The 18271-nt window shown below is 71.1% G+C and carries 18 protein-coding genes; 9 read left to right on the plus strand and 9 right to left on the minus strand.

Annotated features, from left to right (window positions below; translation table 11 throughout):
* Positions 1 to 79: 79 nt before the first annotated feature.
* On the minus strand, positions 80 to 1171 hold the full coding sequence (locus LWP59_RS07495) for an IniB N-terminal domain-containing protein (protein ID WP_144643647.1): 1092 nt from the start codon (positions 1169 to 1171) through the stop codon (positions 80 to 82).
* Between the two features lie 317 nt (positions 1172 to 1488).
* Here LWP59_RS07495 and LWP59_RS07500 point away from each other — a divergent pair, with 317 nt between their 5' ends.
* From LWP59_RS07500 to LWP59_RS07510, 3 genes are read left to right on the plus strand one after another with little or no spacing between them, the layout of a single operon-like run.
* Positions 1489 to 2412: a carbohydrate ABC transporter permease gene (locus LWP59_RS07500; RefSeq protein WP_229857327.1), complete on the plus strand. Its 924-nt coding sequence runs from the start codon at positions 1489 to 1491 to the stop codon at positions 2410 to 2412.
* Positions 2409 to 3314: a carbohydrate ABC transporter permease gene (locus LWP59_RS07505; RefSeq protein ID WP_229857326.1), complete on the plus strand. Its 906-nt coding sequence runs from the start codon at positions 2409 to 2411 to the stop codon at positions 3312 to 3314. The genes LWP59_RS07500 and LWP59_RS07505 overlap by 4 nt, the downstream gene beginning before the upstream one ends.
* Positions 3315 to 3343: 29 nt before the next feature.
* Entirely contained in the window at positions 3344 to 4753 is a 1410-nt protein-coding gene (locus tag LWP59_RS07510; protein WP_144643646.1) for an ABC transporter substrate-binding protein, read from the plus strand.
* 104 nt (positions 4754 to 4857) lie between these two features.
* Here LWP59_RS07510 and LWP59_RS07515 read toward each other — a convergent pair whose 3' ends face one another.
* Entirely contained in the window at positions 4858 to 5490 is a 633-nt protein-coding gene (locus tag LWP59_RS07515; RefSeq protein WP_144643645.1) for an RICIN domain-containing protein, read from the minus strand.
* 196 nt (positions 5491 to 5686) lie between these two features.
* On the opposite strand from LWP59_RS07515, the gene LWP59_RS07520 reads away from it, so the two are divergent.
* The gene (locus LWP59_RS07520) at positions 5687 to 6625 is read left to right on the plus strand and encodes an ArsR/SmtB family transcription factor (protein WP_144643644.1); all 939 of its coding nucleotides are present in this window, start codon (positions 5687 to 5689) and stop codon (positions 6623 to 6625) included.
* Here LWP59_RS07520 and LWP59_RS07525 read toward each other — a convergent pair whose 3' ends face one another.
* Both LWP59_RS07525 and gabT read right to left on the minus strand, forming a co-directional pair.
* A complete protein-coding gene (locus LWP59_RS07525; RefSeq protein ID WP_144643643.1) occupies positions 6626 to 8005 on the minus strand; it encodes an NAD-dependent succinate-semialdehyde dehydrogenase in 1380 nt (459 codons plus the stop codon). It lies immediately after the preceding gene.
* Positions 7998 to 9320: a 4-aminobutyrate--2-oxoglutarate transaminase gene (gene gabT, locus LWP59_RS07530; RefSeq protein WP_144643642.1), complete on the minus strand. Its 1323-nt coding sequence runs from the start codon at positions 9318 to 9320 to the stop codon at positions 7998 to 8000. The genes LWP59_RS07525 and gabT overlap by 8 nt, the downstream gene beginning before the upstream one ends.
* Before the next feature lie 81 nt (positions 9321 to 9401).
* On the opposite strand from gabT, the gene LWP59_RS07535 reads away from it, so the two are divergent.
* Complete coding sequence (locus tag LWP59_RS07535) at positions 9402 to 10286, plus strand: LysR family transcriptional regulator (RefSeq protein ID WP_144643641.1); 885 nt, start codon at positions 9402 to 9404, stop codon at positions 10284 to 10286.
* Here LWP59_RS07535 and LWP59_RS07540 read toward each other — a convergent pair.
* From LWP59_RS07540 to LWP59_RS07555, 4 genes are all read right to left on the minus strand, one after another.
* A complete protein-coding gene (locus LWP59_RS07540) occupies positions 10279 to 10920 on the minus strand; it encodes a TetR/AcrR family transcriptional regulator (protein WP_144643640.1) in 642 nt (213 codons plus the stop codon). The genes LWP59_RS07535 and LWP59_RS07540 overlap by 8 nt on opposite strands.
* Positions 10921 to 11363: 443 nt before the next feature.
* Positions 11364 to 11996 (minus strand): helix-turn-helix transcriptional regulator, encoded by a 633-nt coding sequence (locus LWP59_RS07545; protein ID WP_144643639.1) that lies wholly within the window; start codon positions 11994 to 11996, stop codon positions 11364 to 11366.
* 93 nt (positions 11997 to 12089) lie between these two features.
* Positions 12090 to 12893: an SAM-dependent methyltransferase gene (locus LWP59_RS07550; protein ID WP_144643638.1), complete on the minus strand. Its 804-nt coding sequence runs from the start codon at positions 12891 to 12893 to the stop codon at positions 12090 to 12092.
* 3 nt (positions 12894 to 12896) lie between these two features.
* Positions 12897 to 13790, minus strand: coding sequence for a helix-turn-helix domain-containing protein (locus LWP59_RS07555; protein ID WP_186383518.1), 894 nt, complete (start codon positions 13788 to 13790; stop codon positions 12897 to 12899).
* A 162-nt stretch (positions 13791 to 13952) separates the two neighbouring features.
* Between LWP59_RS07555 and LWP59_RS40630 the strand changes: the two genes are divergently transcribed.
* Positions 13953 to 15341 carry a CHASE3 domain-containing protein gene (locus tag LWP59_RS40630; protein ID WP_144643636.1) on the plus strand — a complete coding sequence of 463 codons (1389 nt, stop codon included), beginning with the start codon at positions 13953 to 13955 and terminating at the stop codon, positions 15339 to 15341.
* On the opposite strand, the gene LWP59_RS07565 is transcribed toward LWP59_RS40630, so the two are convergent.
* Positions 15296 to 15733 carry a DUF6292 family protein gene (locus LWP59_RS07565; RefSeq protein ID WP_144643635.1) on the minus strand — a complete coding sequence of 146 codons (438 nt, stop codon included), beginning with the start codon at positions 15731 to 15733 and terminating at the stop codon, positions 15296 to 15298. The genes LWP59_RS40630 and LWP59_RS07565 overlap by 46 nt on opposite strands.
* 111 nt (positions 15734 to 15844) lie before the next feature.
* Here LWP59_RS07565 and LWP59_RS07570 point away from each other — a divergent pair, with 111 nt between their 5' ends.
* Genes LWP59_RS07570 through LWP59_RS07580 form a run of 3 tightly spaced genes read left to right on the plus strand, consistent with a single transcriptional unit; the run spans position 15845 to position 18116 of the window.
* Entirely contained in the window at positions 15845 to 16687 is an 843-nt protein-coding gene (locus LWP59_RS07570; protein ID WP_144643634.1) for an MEDS domain-containing protein, read from the plus strand.
* Entirely contained in the window at positions 16684 to 17625 is a 942-nt protein-coding gene (locus LWP59_RS07575; RefSeq protein ID WP_144643633.1) for a sensor histidine kinase, read from the plus strand. Before LWP59_RS07570 ends, LWP59_RS07575 begins: the two co-directional genes overlap by 4 nt.
* On the plus strand, positions 17625 to 18116 hold the full coding sequence (locus tag LWP59_RS07580; RefSeq protein ID WP_144643632.1) for a MarR family transcriptional regulator: 492 nt from the start codon (positions 17625 to 17627) through the stop codon (positions 18114 to 18116). Before LWP59_RS07575 ends, LWP59_RS07580 begins: the two co-directional genes overlap by 1 nt.
* Positions 18117 to 18271: the final 155 nt, after the last annotated feature.

An 18271-nucleotide genomic window follows, 5' to 3' on the forward strand; every position in this document is an offset into this window, starting at 1 on the left:
ACGCCGCCTGCGTGGAACTCGCAGGCGGCGCTCGACGGGCCGGATCCCCGCCAAGGGGCGGCGAGGAACCGGCGCCGGCTCAGTGACCGAGCGGCAGGTCGCCGTGGAACAGGTCGGTGTGCAGGTCCCCGACGTCCGGCAGGGCCGAGTGCACGCTGTCGATCAGCGAGCTGTGCGACACCGAGTCCGTCAGCGGCGCGTGCGAGACCGTGCTCTCCACCGTGTGCGTCACCTGCGGCAGCACGCTGTCCGGGGTCGGCAGGCTCTGCGGGAGGTCGGCCACCGCGTGCACCGGCAGGTCCGCCGGCAGCTGCGCCGGCGCGGCCACAGAGGGCACGTGGGAAACGACGTCGCCGAGCGTGTCGGCGCCGCTCGCCACGTGAGTCGCCAGCTCGTCGCCACCGGCCGCGACGGGCTGGGCCGCCACGTCCCCGACGCTGGAGAGGTGACCGGCGAGGGTCGCCGAGTTGTCGGCGATGCCGGCGGCCGCGAACTCGCCGCCCGAGGCCACGTAGCCCCCGGCGACGGCGGTGGCCGAGGTGCCGTGGGTCAGCGCGTCCGAGTCGAGGGTGCCGCCGAGGTCGCTCACCGAGCCGAAGCTCGGGACCGACAGCGGCAGGCTGTCCGTGGCGACGCCGTAGGTGCCCAGCGGCGACTGCACGCCGGCCGCGACCGAGTCGGTCGCCGCGGCCACGGCGCCGGTCACGGCACCGGCCGGGGTGTCGGCGAGGGCGCCGCCGGCGAGGCCGCCGGTGCTCCCGGCAAGGCTGCCCGAGGTCTGCACGAGGTCGCCGGTCAGTGCCGCGGCGCCGGTGAAGCCGCCGGCGTCGCCGGCGAAGGTGGTGGAGGGGCTCAGGCCGGCCACGCTGACGGGCAGGTCCTGCGCGACGGCGGCGACGGTCTCGAGGTGCGCGAGCGCGCAGTGCAGGTCGTTGACCCCGGTGACGTCCGCGGGCAGCGCCGCGAAGCCGGACTCGACCGCGTCCGCGACGGGGGCGGGCAGGTGGTCGGCGACCAGCGACGTGACCTCCTGGACGTCCAGGCCCGTGACGTCGCCGAGGCCTGCGCCGGACAGCACGCCGGCGGGGTCGCTCAGGAACGAGGTGCCGAAGCTGTCGTCGGTGATCAGGTTGAGCACGAAGTCGTGCAGCGTCTGGATCGGTTGGGACAACGGATACTCCGCAAGCTAGGGGAAGGGGACGCGCGCGTGCCGGGCGAGCCGCCACACGACCCGATCGAACCTAGAGATCAACTTCACCCGCGTCATCGGGGATGAATCCCGCTCTCTACGCAGAGTTGTCCTGCCCTCCTTTAGGGGGTTAGGGGATTTCACCCTATCGTGAGATTTGGTGGCCTCCTGACCAGTCGGTGACGGTTCGTGATCGTGCACAGTGTCAGCTGCCAAGTCACAGAGCTGCCATCTTGTGGCAAACTTTTTGACGCAAATGAGACCGTTCGCGTTGGTTAGCGCAGCTAAGCTGCCACGCCGTGACACCTCATGCGATGGAGGCTGCCCGGGTTCGCCGCCGGCGGCCGCTCTCCGGGCGGGAGATCGCGCTGGGCCTGGCGTTCTGCGTGCCCGCGCTCGCGGGACTCGGCACGTTCGTGTTCTTCCCGCTGTTCCAGGCGATCTTCCTGTCCACCAGGGGCACCGACATCAACGGCAGCCCGTCGCGGTCTGTCGGTAGCGCGAACTTCGCCGAGCTGCTCACGCCCGAGTTCGGGCAGATCCTGCTGCACACGCTGTTCTTCACGCTGTTCGTCGTGGTGGTCGGCGTGGTCCTGCCGCTCGCGCTCGCCGTCCCGCTGGCGCAGCGGCTGCCCGGGATGCGGGTTTTCCGGACCCTGTTCACGCTTCCGTTCGCCTACTCCGCCTCTGCCGCGAGCGTCGTCTGGCTGCTCATGCTCGACCCGTCGATGTCGCCGGTGAACTGGCTGCTCCGGCTGCTCGGCGGGACCGCGCCCGGCTGGACCACCGAGTCGCCGTGGGCGCTGCTGACCGTCGCGTGGGCGACGGTGTGGGTGGTGGCCGGGTTCAACCTGCTCGTGCTCGGCGCCGGGCTCGCCGGGGTGGACGAGCAGGTCCTCGAAGCCGCCCGCCTCGACGGGGCGACCGGGCTGCGCAACTTCTTCAGCGTCGTCCTGCCGATGATCTCGCCGAACGTGTTCTTCGTCGTGGTGACCACGACGCTGACCTCGCTGCAGGCGCTGGGGCAGGTGCAGGTGATGACCGACGGCGGCCCGAACGGCAGCACCTCGACGCTGGTGTTCTCGATCTTCCACAACGCGTTCGAGAACGGGAACAACGACTACGGCCTCGCCAGCGCGCAGGGCCTGGTGCTCTTGATCGTCGGGATCGTGCTGGCCGCGGTCCAGTTCGGCGTCGTGGAAAGGCGGGTGCACTACCGGTGAGCCAGGTCATCGAGAAGGCGCCGGTCCCGGCCGCGCCCCCGCGGAAGAAGCCGAAGCGCCGTTCGCTCGGCCGCCCCGCCACCGGCGTCAGCGCGCTGACCTACGTCTGGCTGGTGCTGGCGGCGATCGTGCTGCTGTTCCCGGTGCTGCTGACCGTGGTCGGCGGGTTCCTGCCCGAAGGCGTGCTGGTGCGCCAGCCGCCCGGGCTGTTCCACGGGCAGTACTCGTTCGACAACTACGTCGCCGCCTGGCAGCAGACCGTGGTGCCGCTGCTGCCCGCGTTCCTGAACTCGCTGTTCGTCGGCCTGGTGATCATGGCGGCGCACCTGATCACCTCCTGCCTGGCGGCCTACGCGCTGGTGTTCGTGCGGATGCCGTTGCGGCAGCCGATCTTCTGGCTCTTCATGGCGACGATCATGGTCCCGTACGAGGCGATCGTGGTGCCGAACGCGCTGTTCATCCGCAGCCTCGGCCTGGAGAACAGCCAGTGGAGCCTGGTGCTGCCGTTCCTGGCCAACGGGTTCGGCGTGTTCCTGTTGCGCCAGGCGTTCCGGCAGTTCCCGGCCGAACTCGCCGACGCGGCGCGCATCGACGGCTGCGGGCACCTGCGGTTCCTGGCCACGATCGTGCTGCCCTCGGTGCGCCCGTCGCTGACGGCGCTCGCGGTGTGGTCGTTCCTGCAGGGCTGGAACATGTACTTCTGGCCGTTGATCATCTCCTCGTCGAACAACTCGATGAACACGCTGCAGACCGCGGTGTTCGCGCTCAAGGCCAACGGGAACGGCACGCAGCAGGCCCTCGTGCTGGCCGGCGTGACCATCACCCTGGTGCCCACCCTGCTCCTGGTGATCTTCGGGCAGCGATGGCTCGTGCGCGGCTTCATGGCCGGCGCGGTGAAGTGACTCTCCACAAGAGACAGAAAGGAACCATCGTGCGGAACACTCTGCGCCGCGGCATAGGCACGCTCGCGCTGATTCTCGCGACCGCCACCGGTGCGGCCGCCTGTACGTCGGCGACCACGTCGGGCGGCTCGTCGTCCTCGGACGACATCACCGCGCCCGGCGCGGACGCGCTGAACGGCAAGGGCGAGGTCGACATCACGTTCTGGCACGCGATGAGCGGCACGAACGGCGAGACCCTGCAGAAGGTGGTGGACCAGTTCAACGGCCAGAACCAGGGCAAGATCAAGGTCACGCTGAACTACAAGGGCCAGTACGACACCGCGCTGGCGGCGTACAAGAACGCTTCCGCGCAGCAGCGGCCGGACCTGATGCAGATGTACGACATCGGCACCCGGTACATGATCGACTCGAAGTCGATCGTGCCGATGCAGTCGTTCATGGACGTCGACAAGTACGACGGCTCCGACATCCAGCCGAACATCGCCGGGTACTACACCGTCGACAAGAAGCTGTACTCGATGCCCTTCAACACCTCGATGCCGCTGCTCTACATCAACCGCGAGGCGTTCCAGAAGGCCGGGCTCGACCCGGACAAGCCGCCGGCGACGCTCGACGAGATCATGGCCGACGCGCGCAAGATCAAGCAGACCCCGGGGGAGACCGTCCAGTTCGGCTTCGGGGCCACCCTCTACGGGTGGTTCGTCGAGCAGTGGAACGCGGTGGCCGACCAGACCCTGTGCGACGCCGACAACGGCCGCACCGGGCGGGTGTCCAAGGTGGACCTGGCGAACGACACCAACGTCAAGCTGCTGCAGTGGTGGCAGCAGATGGCGAACGAGGGTCTGGCGATGAAGCTGGACAGCAACACCGACAACGGGGACAACGCGTTCAGCTCGGGCACGGTCGCGATCGCGCTGGAGTCGACCGGTTCGCTGGGCGGGTTCACCAAGGGTGCGGCCGCGGCGAAGAACCCGTTCACGGTGGGCACCGGCTACTACCCGAAGGTCGACGAGGCGAACTCCGGCGGGCCGATCATCGGTGGTGCGTCGCTGTGGATCATGCACAAGGACGACACCGCGAAGGAGCGCGCGGCGTGGGAGCTCGTGCGGTTCCTGGCGAGCAAGCAGTCGCAGGTCACCTGGCACACGTCGACCGGGTACTTCCCGATCAGCAAGGCCGCGCTGACCGACCCGGCGGACCAGCAGTGGGTGAGCCAGAAGCCGCAGTTCTCCACCGCGATCCAGCAGTTGCAGGGCACGAAGCTGACGTATGCCACGCAGGGCTGCTCGGTGGGTGAGATGCCGGACGTCCGCAAGGACGTGGAGAACGCGCTGCAGGCGGCCGTGCTGCAGGGGCAGGATGCCAAGCAGGCGCTGACCACCGCGACCGACACCGCGAACAAGCAGATCGCCGACTACAACTCCAAGCTCGGCGGCTGAGGCCAGGGGTGGCGGGGGCCTTCGGGTCCCCGGCACTCGTGCCGAGAGGCGCCGGAGAAGCCGGCTCCGGGAGGGAACCCGGAGCCGGCTTCTCATTCAGCCGATCAGTCCCACCACTGGTTCTTCGCGCTGCCGACGAAGTCCCACAGCTGGATGACCGTGCCGTCGCGGCCGCTGGTGTTCAGGTCCGCGTCCAGGTACCGGCCACTCTGCGCGCTCCGCAGCCGCAGGTACTGCTCCGGGATCTCGGTCACGTCGAACCACTGGTTCTTCGCGCTGCCGACGAAGTCCCACAGCTGGATGACCGTGCCGTTGCGACCGATCGTGTTCAGGTCGGCGTCGAGGTAGCGGCCGCTGTAGACGTTCTGGAACCGGTAGTAGCCCTCGGGGATCTGCCGGATGTACCAGGCCTGGTTGGCCGACGTGTTGTTGCAGGTCCACAGCTGCACCTTGGTGCCGTTGTGCCCGATGGTGTTCAGGTCCGCGTCGAGACAGCGGCTCAGGTCCGACTCGGGCCCGATCAGGTAGGCCTGCTCGTCGGCCTGGGCCGCCATCTGGCCCGCCTTCCTGGTGCTCGGCAGGTGAGCCGGCCGCAGCGCCAGGCCCGCCAGCGACGTGACCGTGTTGCCGGTCGCCGGCGTCTCCGGCGTCGCCGCGGCGGCGGTGGGCACCGCGCTGAGCGAGGCCAGCCCGGCTGCCATGGTCGCGGCCGCGAACAGCCGCTTGAGGTTACGCATCAAATCCCCATTTCCGAAGTCGGGATGCCGTTTTTTCCTGCCCCGACCGGCACCCCCGGTAAAAGATCTTCCTGTCCGGCCCCGGCCCCGTCGAGCAGGTTTCCGGTCCGCTCAATTGCCCTGTTCAGGCGTGTAACGGGCGGGCAACGTCACCGATGAACAAATGCCGTCGCCGCAACAGCCGAAGGGACCGCCGGTGCGAATCGAGCTGTCCCCGCGCGACGTCGCGCGGATCGGGCTGGTGCCGTCCGCGGATCCGTTGTGGGAACTCGCTTCGAGTGTGCGGCTGCTCGCCGTCGACGACGGGTTCGGCTGGTGGCGGCGCTGGGTGCGCCCGCGGCTACCGGAAAGTGTGCGCGTGCTCGAATGGCTCTACGCCGAATCGGTGCCGGGGTTCCTGCTGCCGGCCGCGGCGGATCTCGGCGCGGGGCTCGCCACTGTCCTGGGCACGGGCGCGGACCGGTTGCGCGGCGAGCTGCGCGGCCGGACGCGCGATCCCGGGCTTCCCGGCTGGGCATCGGGACTGGTCAACGGGAGTGTGGCCGGTCTGCCACGGCTGGTGCAGGCGATGCGCGAGTACTTCGAGGCCGCGGTCGAGCCGCACTGGGACACCGTGTGCGCGCAGGTCGACGCGGACCGGGAACTACGCACCCGTGTGCTGTCCGGCGAAGGGGTCGACGCGTTGCTGGCCAGCCTCGGGCCGGCGCTGCGCTGGTCCGCGCCGACCCTGTCTGCCGGGTTCGGGGGCGAGCCGCTGGTGCCCGGTGGCGCGGGCATGCTGCTGGTGCCGACGTACTTCGCCGTCCGGCCGGAGGTCGTGCTGTGCAGAAGACCCGGGCCGGTGCGGCTCGGCTATCCCGCGTTGCACCGGCCCGTCCGGCAGCGAACCGCCCGGCCACTGTCGCCGAACCGCGCGCTGGGGGCGCTCCTCGGGCCCACCCGCGCCGCGGCGCTGGCGGTCGTCGCGGCCGGGTGCAGCACGTCCGAACTGGCCGCACGGCTCGGCGTCACGCCGTCAGCGGTCAGCAAGCACACCGCGGTGCTGCGCGCCGCCGGGCTGATCGCGACCCGGCGCGAGCGCAACACCGTCCTGCACACGCTGACCCCGCTCGGGTTGTCCCTGCTCGGCGGTTGATCAGTCCTCCGGCCAGTCCACGCTCAGGTACTGGATCTCGGTGAACTCGTGCAGGCCTTCGCGAGCGCCTTCCCGGCCGAGCCCGCTCTGCTTCATACCGCCGAACGGCGCGGCCGGATCCGAGACCAGGCCACGGTTGATACCGACCATGCCCGCGTCGATCGCCTCGCCGAGGCGCAGCGCGTGCTGCAGGTCTCCCGCGTACACATAAGCCGCGAGACCCAGCTCGGTGGCGTTCACCCGGTCCAGCAGCTCGTCCTCGTCCCGCCAGGTGACCACCGGGGCGACCGGTCCGAAGATCTCCTGCTGCACGATCTCCGCGTCGGCGGCGACGTCGGCCAGCACGACCGGGGCGAAGAAGTGCCCCTTGCCGTCGTCCGGGATCTGGGCGCGGGCGACCACGCGGGCCCCGGCGGCCTCCGCGGCTTCGACCAGCTTGGCCACCCCGTCGACGGCCTTCGCGCTGATCAGCGGGCCGATTTCGCCGGACGGCCCGACCTGCAGCGCTTCGACCCGCTTTCCCAGCCGCGCAAGGAAATCCTCGGCGACGTCGGCGTGCACGTAGAAGCGGTTCGCGGCCGTGCAGGCCTGCCCGCCGTTGCGGAACTTCGCGATCATCGCGCCGTCGACCGCCGCGTCGAGGTCCGCGTCCGCGGTCACCACGAACGGGGCGTTGCCGCCCAGCTCCATCGACGCGTTCACGACCCGGTCCGCGGCCTGGCGCAGCAGCAGCTGCCCGACCCGGGTGGACCCGGTGAACGAGATCTTGCGGACCCGCGGGTCCTCCAGCCACGTGGTGACCACGGCGGCGGCGTCGGTGCTGGTGACCAGGTTGACCACCCCGTCCGGCACCCCGGCCTCGGTCAGCAGCCGCGCGATCGCGAGCGCGGTCAGCGGCGTCTCCGCGGCGGGCTTGAGCACGACCGTGCAGCCCGCGGCCAGCGCCGGGCCGATCTTGCGGGTGGCCATCGCGGCGGGGAAGTTCCACGGCGTGACGAGCGCGGCGACGCCGACCGGCCGCCGCGTGACGAGCGTGCGGGTGCCGCCCGCGGGGGAGGGCCCGTAGCTGCCGTCGGTGCGCACGGCTTCCTCGCCGTACCAACGGAAGAACTCGGCCGCGTAGGCGGCTTCACCACGGGCGTCGGCGAGGGACTTGCCGTTCTCCCGCACGATCAGCTCGGCCAGCTCCTCGCGGTCGCGCAGCACCAGCTCGAACGCGCGGTGCAGGATCTCCGACCGCTTCCGCGCGGGGGTGCGTGCCCACGCGCGGGCGGCGGCCGCGGCGGCGTCGACGGCGGCGGTCGCCTCGGCGGGACCGCCGTCCGGGACGGTGGCGATCGTCTCGCCGGTCGCGGGGTTTTCGACGATGAACTCACTCATGGCTGGACAACCCTTCCCAAAGGACGTCGAGCGCGTCTTCGAGCAGCTCGTCGCTGATGGCCAGCGGCGGCAGGAAGCGCAGGACGTTGCCGTGTGTGCCGCAGGTCAGCACGATGACGCCACGCGCGTGGGCGGCGGCGGAGACGGCCTTCGCGAGCGCGGCGTCGGGCTCGTTCGTACCGGGGCGGACCAGCTCGACGGCGACCATCGCGCCGCGGCCGCGCACGTCGCCGATCCGGTCGTCCTTCTCCTGCAACCGCAGCAGCCGATCCTTCATCAGCCGCTCGATCTCGCGCGCCCGCTCGACGAGGTTCTCGCGCTCGATCGTCTCGATGGTCGCGAGCGCGGCCGCGCAGGCCAGCGGGTTGCCGCCGTAGGTGCCGCCGAGGCCACCGGCGTGCGCGGCGTCCATGATCTCGGCACGTCCGGTGACGGCCGAGAGCGGCAGGCCGTCCGCGATGCCCTTCGCGCTCACCACGAGATCCGGCACGACGCCCTCGTGCTCGCTGGCGAACAGCGCGCCGGTGCGGGCGAACCCGGTCTGCACCTCGTCGGCGACGAACACGACCTCGTTGGCGCGGCACCATTCGGCGAGCGCGGGCAGGAAGCCCGGGGCGGGCACGATGAACCCGCCCTCGCCCTGGATCGGCTCGATCACGACCGCCGCCGGCCTGCCGACCTGCTTCTCGATGGTGTCGATCGCGCGGCGGGCGGCGGCCGGGCCGTCGAGGTCGTCGCGGAACGGGTAGGACAGCGGAGCGCGGTAGACCTCGGCGGCGAACGGGCCGAAGCCGTGCTTGTACGGCATGGACTTCGCGGTCAGCGCCATGGTCAGGTTCGTGCGCCCGTGGTAGGCGTGGTCGAACGCGACGACGGCCGGCCGCCCGGTGTACGCGCGGGCGATCTTGACCGCGTTCTCGACGGCCTCGGCGCCGGAGTTGAACAACACGGACCGCTTCTCGTGCGCGCCCGGGGTGAGCCGGTTGAGCTGCTCGGCGACCGCGACGTAGCCCTCGTACGGGGTGACCATGAAGCAGGTGTGCGTGAAGGCCTCGGCCTGCTCGCGGACCGCCTCGACGACGCGCGGCGCGCTGATCCCGACCGTCGTGACGGCGATGCCGGACCCGAGGTCGATCAGGATGTTGCCGTCGACGTCCTCGACCACGCCGCCACCGGCGCGCGCCGCGAAGACGGGCATCGTCGTACCGACACCGCGGGCGACCGCGTGCTGCTTGCGGGCCATCAGTTCGCGGGAGCGGGGGCCGGGGATCTCGGTCGCGAGGTGACGCGCCTGGGGGAGAGCGGGGAGGGCCATGCCCCTATCGTCCGAGCGCCGGACCATGCCGTCCACTGCTTGTTTTCTTGGTTCACCATGCCTCTGCGGCATACTGGAGCCATGGAGCTGCGGACCCTGCGGTACTTCGTCGCCGTCGCCGAACACGGTTCGGTCAGCGCCGCGGCCGAGGTCGTGCACGTCACGCAGCCCGCGCTGTCCCGGCAGGTGCGCCAGCTGGAGCACGAGCTGCGGCTCGACCTGTTCGACCGGCGTGGCAACCGGCTGGAGCTGTCCGCGGCGGGCGCGCAGTTCCTGCCGGTGGCCCGCGACGTGCTGCAGCGGGCGGATGACGCGCTCTCGGCCGCGGAAGCGTTTGCGGCCGGGCATCTGGTGCGGATCACCATCGCCGCGCCGACGACCACGCTGACCGACCTGATCGCCCCGTTCCTGGCCACCTTCGGGCCGGCCGACCCGCTGCCGACGGTGGTCGAGACCAGTGGCACCGCGGCCCTGCGCCACGGCGCCGACCTCGCCATCGTGACCCAGCCGCCGCAGCCCTCGTGGGGCCGGCTCGCCATCGCCCGCATGCCGCTGTGGGCCTACGTGCCCGAAGGCCACCCCTGGTGGGGGCGCGAGCGCGTGCCGCTGGCGGAGCTGGTGCGCGAGACGCTGGTCGTGCTCGACCCGTCGTTCCGGCCGCGGCAGATCCTGCAGGAGGCGCTCACCGCGGCCGGCCTGGCCACGCCGGAGCTGGTCGAATGCGGCAACGCCCAGGTCGCGCAAGCGCTTGCGGCAGCGGGCCGGGGCGTCGCGGTGGTCTCCGACGACTCGCGGTTCGGCCTGCACGGCCTGCGGATCGACGGCGCCGCGGCGGCGCTGCGGATCTCGCTGTTCGCGGCCTGGGCGCCGTCGCACCACGCGGCGGGCTCACTGGCCGCGCTCGCACAGCGGCTCCGGGCCTTCGCGGGGGACCGGTACGGCGCCGACGTGCTGCCGGTCAGCTGAGCCGCTCGGTGGCCAGCTTCAGCTCGTGCTCGGTCAGCGGCGGTTCCGGCAGCGGGTGCGCGTTCGGGGCGCGGTAGGCGTCCAGCATCAGGTACAGGTGCCGCCGCCACGTGCGCGGCGCGATGCCGAAGGTGGCGTCGATGATCATGCTGTGCGACCACAGCAGGACGAACATGTCCTCGAAGGCGAGGTCCGCGCGCACCGCACCCTGCTCCTGGGCGCGCCGGAGCAGTTCGCGCCACACCGCGTGCATGCGGTCGCGCACCCCGATCGCCGCGCCGCTCGCCGGACGGTCCAAAGAGGACAGCTCGTTGAAGCCGCGGTCCTCGGCCTGCAGCTCGCACAACGTTTCGAGGAACAGGCGGAAGCCCTCCCACGCGTCGTCGAGCTCGAGGCCGCGTTCCCCGGCTTCGAGTACGGTGCGCAGCTTGTCGGCGAACACCGCCACGACGAGCTCGTCGCGGTTGGGGAAGTGCCGGTACAGCGTGCCGATGGCGACTCCCGCCGTGCGCGCGACCTGCTCCAACGACGCGTTGAGCCCCTGTTCGGCGAACGTGCGGCGGGCGGCGGCGAGCAGCGCCTCGCGGTTGCGCTGTGCGTCCTTGCGCAGCAGTCGCGGTACTTCCGGGCTCATGGGCCGACGGTAGCAATGCCGGCGGTGCCAGGGGTCTCCCAGCTCGCGCTCGGCACGGCTATTTTCGGCACCGGGTCGGGTGCGCGAAGCGGGCCGGCGGAGGCGCGCGCGATCCTCGACGCGTTTCGTCGTCGGCAGCAAGTACAGCCGCCTCCCCGGGCCCGGCGCGAACCTGACGGGCAACAGCCGCCGAAGTGCGATCCGCTCGGTCGAGGCGAGCCTGCGGCGGTTGCGCACACGGCGGGCTGTCGAACTTCCCGGCCTGGCGGGTCGCGGCGGGCGCGCTGAAGAGCGACGTGCTGGTCGGCGTGCAGGAGCCGCTGAACCTGGTGAGCCGGGTACGACCGGCTGGACGCGGTGAGTGCCTTGCCGGCCGGCCCTTCGGACGAGCACCCGTTCGGGGGCGAGGCGGCAGGCTTCCTCAGGCCCGTCGTGCCGGTGGTCTAGCCCCGGCGGCACTCCGCCAGGTCGGTGTACAGCGACGCCCGCGAGATGCCCAGCCGGGCCGCGATCCGGGGAGCCGCGCCGCGCACGGTGAACACGCCTCGTTCGTCCAAGGTCTTGAGGAGGCGGAGGCGTTCGCGGCGGGTGAGGCTGTCCACGGGCTTGGCCAGCGCCAGCTCCTCCGCGCGGACGACCGCGTTCACCACCTCGTCGAAGTCGTCGGTGAAGGTCGTCGCCGGGACCGTGGCAGGCGCGAGGCCGGCCAGGTCCGACAGCAGATCGCCGACCTGCCGGAGCGCGGTCACGTCGAGGTTCACGCACAGCGCGCCGAACACGTGCCCGTCCGCGTCCCGCAGGGGCAGCGTCGACGACTTCACCGTGCGCCCGGACTCGGTCCGGGTCACGTAGTTGAGCTCCGGGCTCGCGTCGTCGCCCCGGGCGAGCATCCGCAGGCCGATCTCGCTCGTCGCGCCGCCGACGTGCCGGCCGGTGACCTCGCCCGCCACCGCCACCACCGACCGGTCGCCGAGCCGGTAGTCGTGCAGCACCACCTCGCACGAGCGACCGAACGTCGCCGCCAGCCCGGGCACCAGCCCTTTGAGGGCGTCGAGGATCGTGTCGGCCGTCTCCACGCACGTAGTCTAGGTGTCAGACACTTTGTCCAGCGAGCAGCTGCTCGCTGGACCGTGAGCCGCTCGGCTTCGGTGGTGTCGGCGACGGGGAACTCACCGCACCCGCCCCACACCGCCGAGACCGACGTTGCGCGGGGCGTCCTCCTCGTCGGGCACGTAGTCCGGGTCGGCCGGGCGCCAGTCCGGCAGCGGCACCAGGCCGGGCTCGACCAGTTCGAGGCCCGTGAAGAACGCGGCGATCTGGTCCCGGTCGCGGATCGCGAGGTTCTCCGCGACCGTGCTGTTGTAGACGCGGTTCGTCTCCTGCTGCAGCGCGCCCGTCCGCCCGCCGGCGTGGGTGAGGTGGCTCAGCGCGAAGTAGCTGCCCGGTGCGAGGCGCGCGAGATAGCGGTGGACGAGGTCGAGCGCCTCCGTCTCGTCCGTGACGAAGTGCAGCACCGAGATCATCAGCACCGCCACCGGCTGCGAGAAGTCGAGCAGCCCGGTCACCTGCGGCGCGGCCAGCACCACGTCCGGTTTACGCAGATCCCCTTCCAGTGTCGTCGCGAACGCGTTCTCCCTCAGCAGTTCGCGGCCCAGGGCGACAGCGTCCGGCTCGTAGTCCACGTACACGACGCGCGCGTCGGGCACCTCGGCCTGCGCGATCTCGTGCACGTTGCCGACCGTGGGAATGCCCGAGCCCAGATCGAGGAACTGGCGCACCCCCTCGCCGATCAGGAACCGGACCACCCGGCCCAGGAACTCCCGGTTGTAGCGGGCGCCGACGGCGGCCATCGGGAACGAGCGCATGGTGTGCGCCGCCGCCGTGCGGTCCACGGCGTAGTGGTGGTCGCCGCCCAGCATGTAGTCGTAGACACGAGCAGCCGCGGCCACGGTGGGTTCGGGACGTTCGGGCATGGGTCACTCCTTCGGACCCGCGCGGAAGCTCCGCAGCATCTCGCGCAGGAAGCGCCGGGTCGTTTCGGGGCTCAGCGCGCCCATCGTCGCGTTGAGCCACAGCTGTTCGTAGGGCTGGACGTTGTCGGCGGGATACACCCGCCCACCCATCATGGTGAACGCGAAGTCGAGGTGCTGACGGAACTCGCCGATCACCCCGGGCGCGGGCAGCCGCAGCAGCGCGAACCTTTCCAGCACCGCGTCCGCGGCCAGTCCCGGCGGCTGGTCGAACGGCACCAGTTGCAGCGTGACGTTGGGACATTGCGACAACCGCAGCAGGTGCGTGATCTGCTCGGCCATCACACGCGAATTCCCGCGGATTCGGCGGACGCACGATTCACTGAGCACGGCATACACTTCCGCCGGTTCCGCGCGGAACAGCACCCGCTGCCGGTCGAGAATGGCGGCCACCGTTTCCGCGGGTGGCGAACCGGCCCGCAGATACGATTCGCTCCGCAATAACGGCGGAATCCGTTCGACCGCGACGAGGCGAATGAGTGCGGCGTCCTCCTCCAGGTCGACGTACTGCCGGGACGACTCCGGATGCGCGGCGCGCGGGCCACGCCAGCGTCCCCGCTGGGAGGTGCCGCTGTTGAGCAGCAGCGCGAGTTCGAGCGCCACTCCGTTCGTCGTGCCGTATGCCTTCAGCAGGGCGTGGAGATCGTTTTCGCTGATCCCGCCGTCGCCGTTCTCCAGCCTGGTGATCTTGTTCTGCGCGCTGCGGGCGGTGGTGTCGGGCCAGATCAGCGCCCCGACCTCTTCCTGGGTCAGTCCTTTCTGCTCACGCAGGTGCCGCAGGAGGGCAGCGAGCTGCAACCTGCGTCCGGTCGGGGTCCGGGCCACGGGAGGAGCGGTCAACGGGATTCTTTCGATCTGATGAAGTTCGGGACCGAATTGTAGGCAGTAGGCCCGGGTCGAATCCAGCGTCCATTCGAGTAGCCGAACTCGGCCCCGGGAAGCGGATTCGGCCGGTTTGTTGTGATTGGCCCCGTGCCCGCCATTCGGGCGGTACCATCAACCGTGCTCAGCCGTGCCTGGCCACAGACGCTGCGCTGGCGGGTCTACGCACTTGTCTGCGGTCTTCTGTTGCTCCTGCTCGTCACCGCCGCGGCGACAACGGTGTCGCGGTTCTACGCCACCTCGGTGGGCAACCACGTGCGCGGCTCGCTCAGGCCCGCCCAGCAGTCGGCCGCCGCCCTGAGCAAGGACTACGTCGACATGGAGACCGGCGCGCGGGGCTTCCTGCTCACCCGCGACGACACGTTCCTCGCGCCGTACGAGTCCGGCCATGCCGACATGGCACAGCAGGAACAGCAGCTGCGGGGTCTCCTGTCGTTCGACGAGACCTCGCTGGGACTGCTCGACGGAGTGCGCGCGGCGGGTGAGACCTGGCAGCGGCAGTCGATCGAGCCGGATATCGCCGCCGCCCGCGACGGCACCCTGGCCCCTGCGCCGCCGATGACGGACGCCTTGGCCGCCAAGCAGACCTTCGACAGGGTGCGGGCCAGTCTCGCGGAACTGCAGGCGCACATCAACGAGCTGACCGCGGTGGGTCTGCAGCAGAGCACCGACGCGCAGAACGCCGCCAACATCGTCACGATCGTCTGCGCCGCGCTCGCACTGGTGCTCGGCGCGGTGACCGTGCTGCTGCTGCGGGGTTCGCTGGACGCGCCGCTGCGCAAGCTGCTCGACCAGGTCCAGCGGGTGTCGGACGGGGAGCTCGACCACGGCGTGGACGTGAGCGGGCCGGCGGAGGTCGCGGAGCTGGGGCATGCCGTGGAGACCATGCGGGTGCGGATCATCAGCGAGACCGGCCGCGCCACCGAAGCCTCCGACCAGCTGGTCCGGCTCGAGGAGACCGACCGGATCGCCGGGGAGCTGGGCGACACGGTGATCAAGAGGCTGTTCGCCATAGGCCTGGCCCTGCAGTCCGCCACCGCCCGGTTTCCCGTCGCGGCGCAGGTGTTCGCCCGCGCCGTGGCGGACCTGGACCAGGCCATCAACCAGCTGCGCTCCTCGCTCTACGGGCAGATCCCGCTCACCGCCGGACAGTCGCTGGGGATGGCCGTGCAGACCCTGGTGAGCGAGCTGGAGACCGGCGTCGGCGTGGTGCCGGAGCTGGTGCTGACCGGGGACCTCGACCGCGAGCTGCCCGACGACGTCGTCACCGCGGTGCTCGGCGTGCTGCACGACGTGCTGGGCGCGCTGCTGACCCCGGGCCGCCCCGATCCCGTCGAGATCGGCCTGACCAGGGAGAACGGGGTGATTCGGCTGCGGGCCGACGGGCCGGCGCCCGAGTCCACCGCCACCCTCGAGTCGCTGGGGGAGCGGGCGCGGCTGCTCAGCGGTGACGGCCGCGTCGACTACGAGGGCGACCGGGTCGTCATCGACTGGTGGCTGCCGGTGTGACCGTGCCTGCCCAGGCGCTCGGTGAGGTCCGGGCAGCGCGGGAAGTTCGGCGGTTCGAGCTGGCCGGGCTGGGCGTCGGCGAGCAGGTCACGCAGGAAGGCGACGACCTCGCGGGGCGCGGGCACGACTTCCCTGCCCAGGTAGGCGACCACGATGACGTCCTCGCCGCTGTGAGTCTCGATCGCCGCGGCCCAGCCCTGGGTGTCCTCCCAGATCAGGGCGAGGTCGCGGTCGGGAAAGCCGGGCAGCCGCTCGTCGAGCGCGATGTACGCGCTGGCCGGTCGTCCCGTCATGGCGCAGGTGGATTCCGGTGGCACTCCGAGCGCATCCGCCACCACCGCAACGTAAGCCTGCAGTGCCGACTCGGCAGCATCCCAACCGTAGATGTCCACGCTCGCCCTCCACTTCCCTCGTAATGCCCCGGTAGGGGTACCCCCGATTCGGGGATCGAATCGTTTTCGGCGGACCAAGTGCCTGGTACTTGGGGGAAGTACGCTGTGCGCATGCGCATTTCGGGCGTCACGCGTGCCGCCGACGGCTTCGGCCCACACGACCACGTGTGCTGGGCCTATGACGAGGGGGCCGATTTTCGCGGGCGAGCTGCGGAGTTCCTCGCCGACGGGGTGGCGCAGGGGCTGCGGACGAGTCTGATCGCGCCGGGCGACCCCGAGCAGCTGCGTGCCGGCCTGCGGAGGAGCGGGGTGCTGGCGGATGCGCTGCGTGACGGTTCTCTGACGGTCCAATCCGTCGAAGGGGTGTACGGCGCGGAGGACGTCGTGGACCCGGAGACACAGGCCGGCGTATACGCGGCGGCCACCGGGGCGGCGCTGGCCGACGGCTTCCGGGGCTACCGGATCGTGGCCGAGGCGACCGCCCTCGTGCGGACCCCGGAGCAGCTGGCGCAGTTCACCCGGTACGAGCACCGCGTCGACCGGCTGATGGCCGAGCGGCCGTTCTCCGCGATGTGCGCCTACCACCGGCCCTCGCTCGGCGCCGAGGCCGTCGCGTTGCTGGCGAGCCTGCATCCGGCGAGCAGCCCCGGGACGTCGCCGTTCCGGCTGCACACCGCGTCGGACGGCACCCTGACCCTGAGCGGCGAGCTCGACCACCTCACCGCACGGACCTTCCCGCTCGCGCTCGAGCGCGCGGAGCCGGCCGGGCAGTCCGGTGAGCTGGTGATCGACGGGACCGGGCTCGAGTTCGTCGACCACCGGAACCTCTACGCACTGGCGGATCTGGCCGCGCGCGAGGAGCTGACGGTGGTGTTGCGCACGGCGTGGCCGGGGGCGCGGCGGCTGGTCGAGCTGCTCGGAATCGAGGGCGTCACCGTGGAGCGGGTCGCATGAGGTCGGGTGCCGCGGCCGGACACACCGGCTACTTCCACGAAGCGGGGTTCTACTCCACCGACGACGAGCTGCTCGACCTCGTCGTGCCGTTCCTCGAAGAGGGGATCGCGGCCGGCGAGCCGACGCTGATGGCCTTCGGCCCGGCGAACGAGAAGCTCGTGCACTCGGTGATGGACACCTCCAGGGTGACGACGATCCCCGGCAACGAGCAGTATCTGCGCCCGGCGGTCGCGATCCGGAACTACCGGGAGGCGCTGGCCCGGCACGTCGCCGACGGTGCCACGCAGGTCCGGGTGGTCGGCGACGTGCCGCATCCCGGGTACGGCGAGCCGTGGGACTGGTGGTCGCGGTACGAAGCGGTGGTCAACCAGGCCTACGAAGAGTTCCCGATCTGGGGGCTGTGCCCCTACGACACGCGGATCACGCCGGAGCACGTGCTCGGGGACGTGGTGCGCACGCACCCGATGCTGGCGATCGCGGACGGGCGGCACGTGCACAACGGCGAATACGTCGATCCGGTGAGCTTTCTCCCGTCGTGGCGGGACGCGCCGCGGCCGGAGTGCGAGGACGGGCCGCCGATGGCCGAGCTGACCAACCCGAGCGCGGCCGTCGCCCGGGAGGCCGTGCGCGTGGCGCTCGCCCCGACGAGCATCGAACCGGCGCGGGCCGAGGACTTCGTGATGGCGGTGAGCGAGGCGGTCACCAACGCCTTCGTGCACGGGAAACCCCCGCTGCGGCTGCGTATCTGGCGACACCTCGACCGCGCGGTCGTCACGGTGACCGATGGCGGGGAAGGTCCGGTCGACCTGTTCACGGGGCTGGTCGCGGCGCGGGAGAGCCGGTCGGCCGGGGTCGGGTTGTGGATGGCGTACCAGATCTGCCGGCACGTCAGCATGTACGGCGACGACGAGGGTTTCGTCGTACGGCTGGAGTGCTGATGACGACGCACGCTTCGACCGACGCGGCCCGCAGGCGCAGGCGGCTCGCGACCGGGATCAAGGACGCGTTGCGGGAGCTGAACCTGCAGTTGTCGCTGCTCGATCACCGGGTCGGCGCGCACGCGAAGCTGAAGGACGTCGACCTGGACTGCTTCGACATCATTTCGCGCCACGGCCCGCTCGGCCCGAGCGCCCTGGGCCGCCGCGCGGGTCTGCACCCGGCGACGATCACCGGAATCCTGGACCGGCTGGAGCGGGACGGCTGGGTCGTGCGGGAGCGGGACCCGGAGGACCGGCGCGCGGTGGTGGTGCGGGCGCTGCGGGACCGGAACGCGGAGCTGTTCCGGCTGTACGGCGGGATGAACCGCTCGATGGATGACCTGATCGCCGGCTACAGCGATGCCGATCTGGAGCTACTGGCGGGTTTCCTGAGGAGGGTCACCGAGGCCGGCGAACGAGCGACGAGCGAGTTGAGCAGCGGGCCGGAGTAGGAGTCGCGCTGCGCGCAGGCGCGGGTGGCTGGGGTACGCCCGTCCCACCCCGATCGCGGAGTGTTCAACGGGCGGGCTGGGCGCGGGCATTCGGGTGCGGTTGCCGGGTTCGTCTTCGCGGGGGGTTGGGCGTTGTCGGGTTCCTGGTGGGCGGG

The organism is Amycolatopsis acidiphila, from assembly GCF_021391495.1.
In the GTDB taxonomy this organism is placed as follows: domain Bacteria; phylum Actinomycetota; class Actinomycetes; order Mycobacteriales; family Pseudonocardiaceae; genus Amycolatopsis_E; species Amycolatopsis_E acidiphila.

What these genes read in the sequence shown, in the direction of transcription:
- LWP59_RS07550 (WP_144643638.1), bottom strand. Translation starts at nt 12,893, where the DNA reads ATGCCCGAACGTCCCGAACCCACCGTGGCCGCGGCTGCTCGTGTCTAC.
- LWP59_RS07540 (WP_144643640.1), bottom strand. Translation starts at nt 10,920, where the DNA reads ATGAGCCCGGAAGTACCGCGACTGCTGCGCAAGGACGCACAGCGCAAC.
- LWP59_RS07575 (WP_144643633.1), top strand. Translation starts at nt 16,684, where the DNA reads ATGAGGTCGGGTGCCGCGGCCGGACACACCGGCTACTTCCACGAAGCG.
- LWP59_RS07570 (WP_144643634.1), top strand. Translation starts at nt 15,845, where the DNA reads ATGCGCATTTCGGGCGTCACGCGTGCCGCCGACGGCTTCGGCCCACAC.
- LWP59_RS07535 (WP_144643641.1), top strand. Translation starts at nt 9,402, where the DNA reads ATGGAGCTGCGGACCCTGCGGTACTTCGTCGCCGTCGCCGAACACGGT.
- LWP59_RS07580 (WP_144643632.1), top strand. Translation starts at nt 17,625, where the DNA reads ATGACGACGCACGCTTCGACCGACGCGGCCCGCAGGCGCAGGCGGCTC.
- LWP59_RS07525 (WP_144643643.1), bottom strand. Translation starts at nt 8,005, where the DNA reads ATGAGTGAGTTCATCGTCGAAAACCCCGCGACCGGCGAGACGATCGCC.
- LWP59_RS07515 (WP_144643645.1), bottom strand. Translation starts at nt 5,490, where the DNA reads ATGCGTAACCTCAAGCGGCTGTTCGCGGCCGCGACCATGGCAGCCGGG.
- gabT (WP_144643642.1), bottom strand. Translation starts at nt 9,320, where the DNA reads ATGGCCCTCCCCGCTCTCCCCCAGGCGCGTCACCTCGCGACCGAGATC.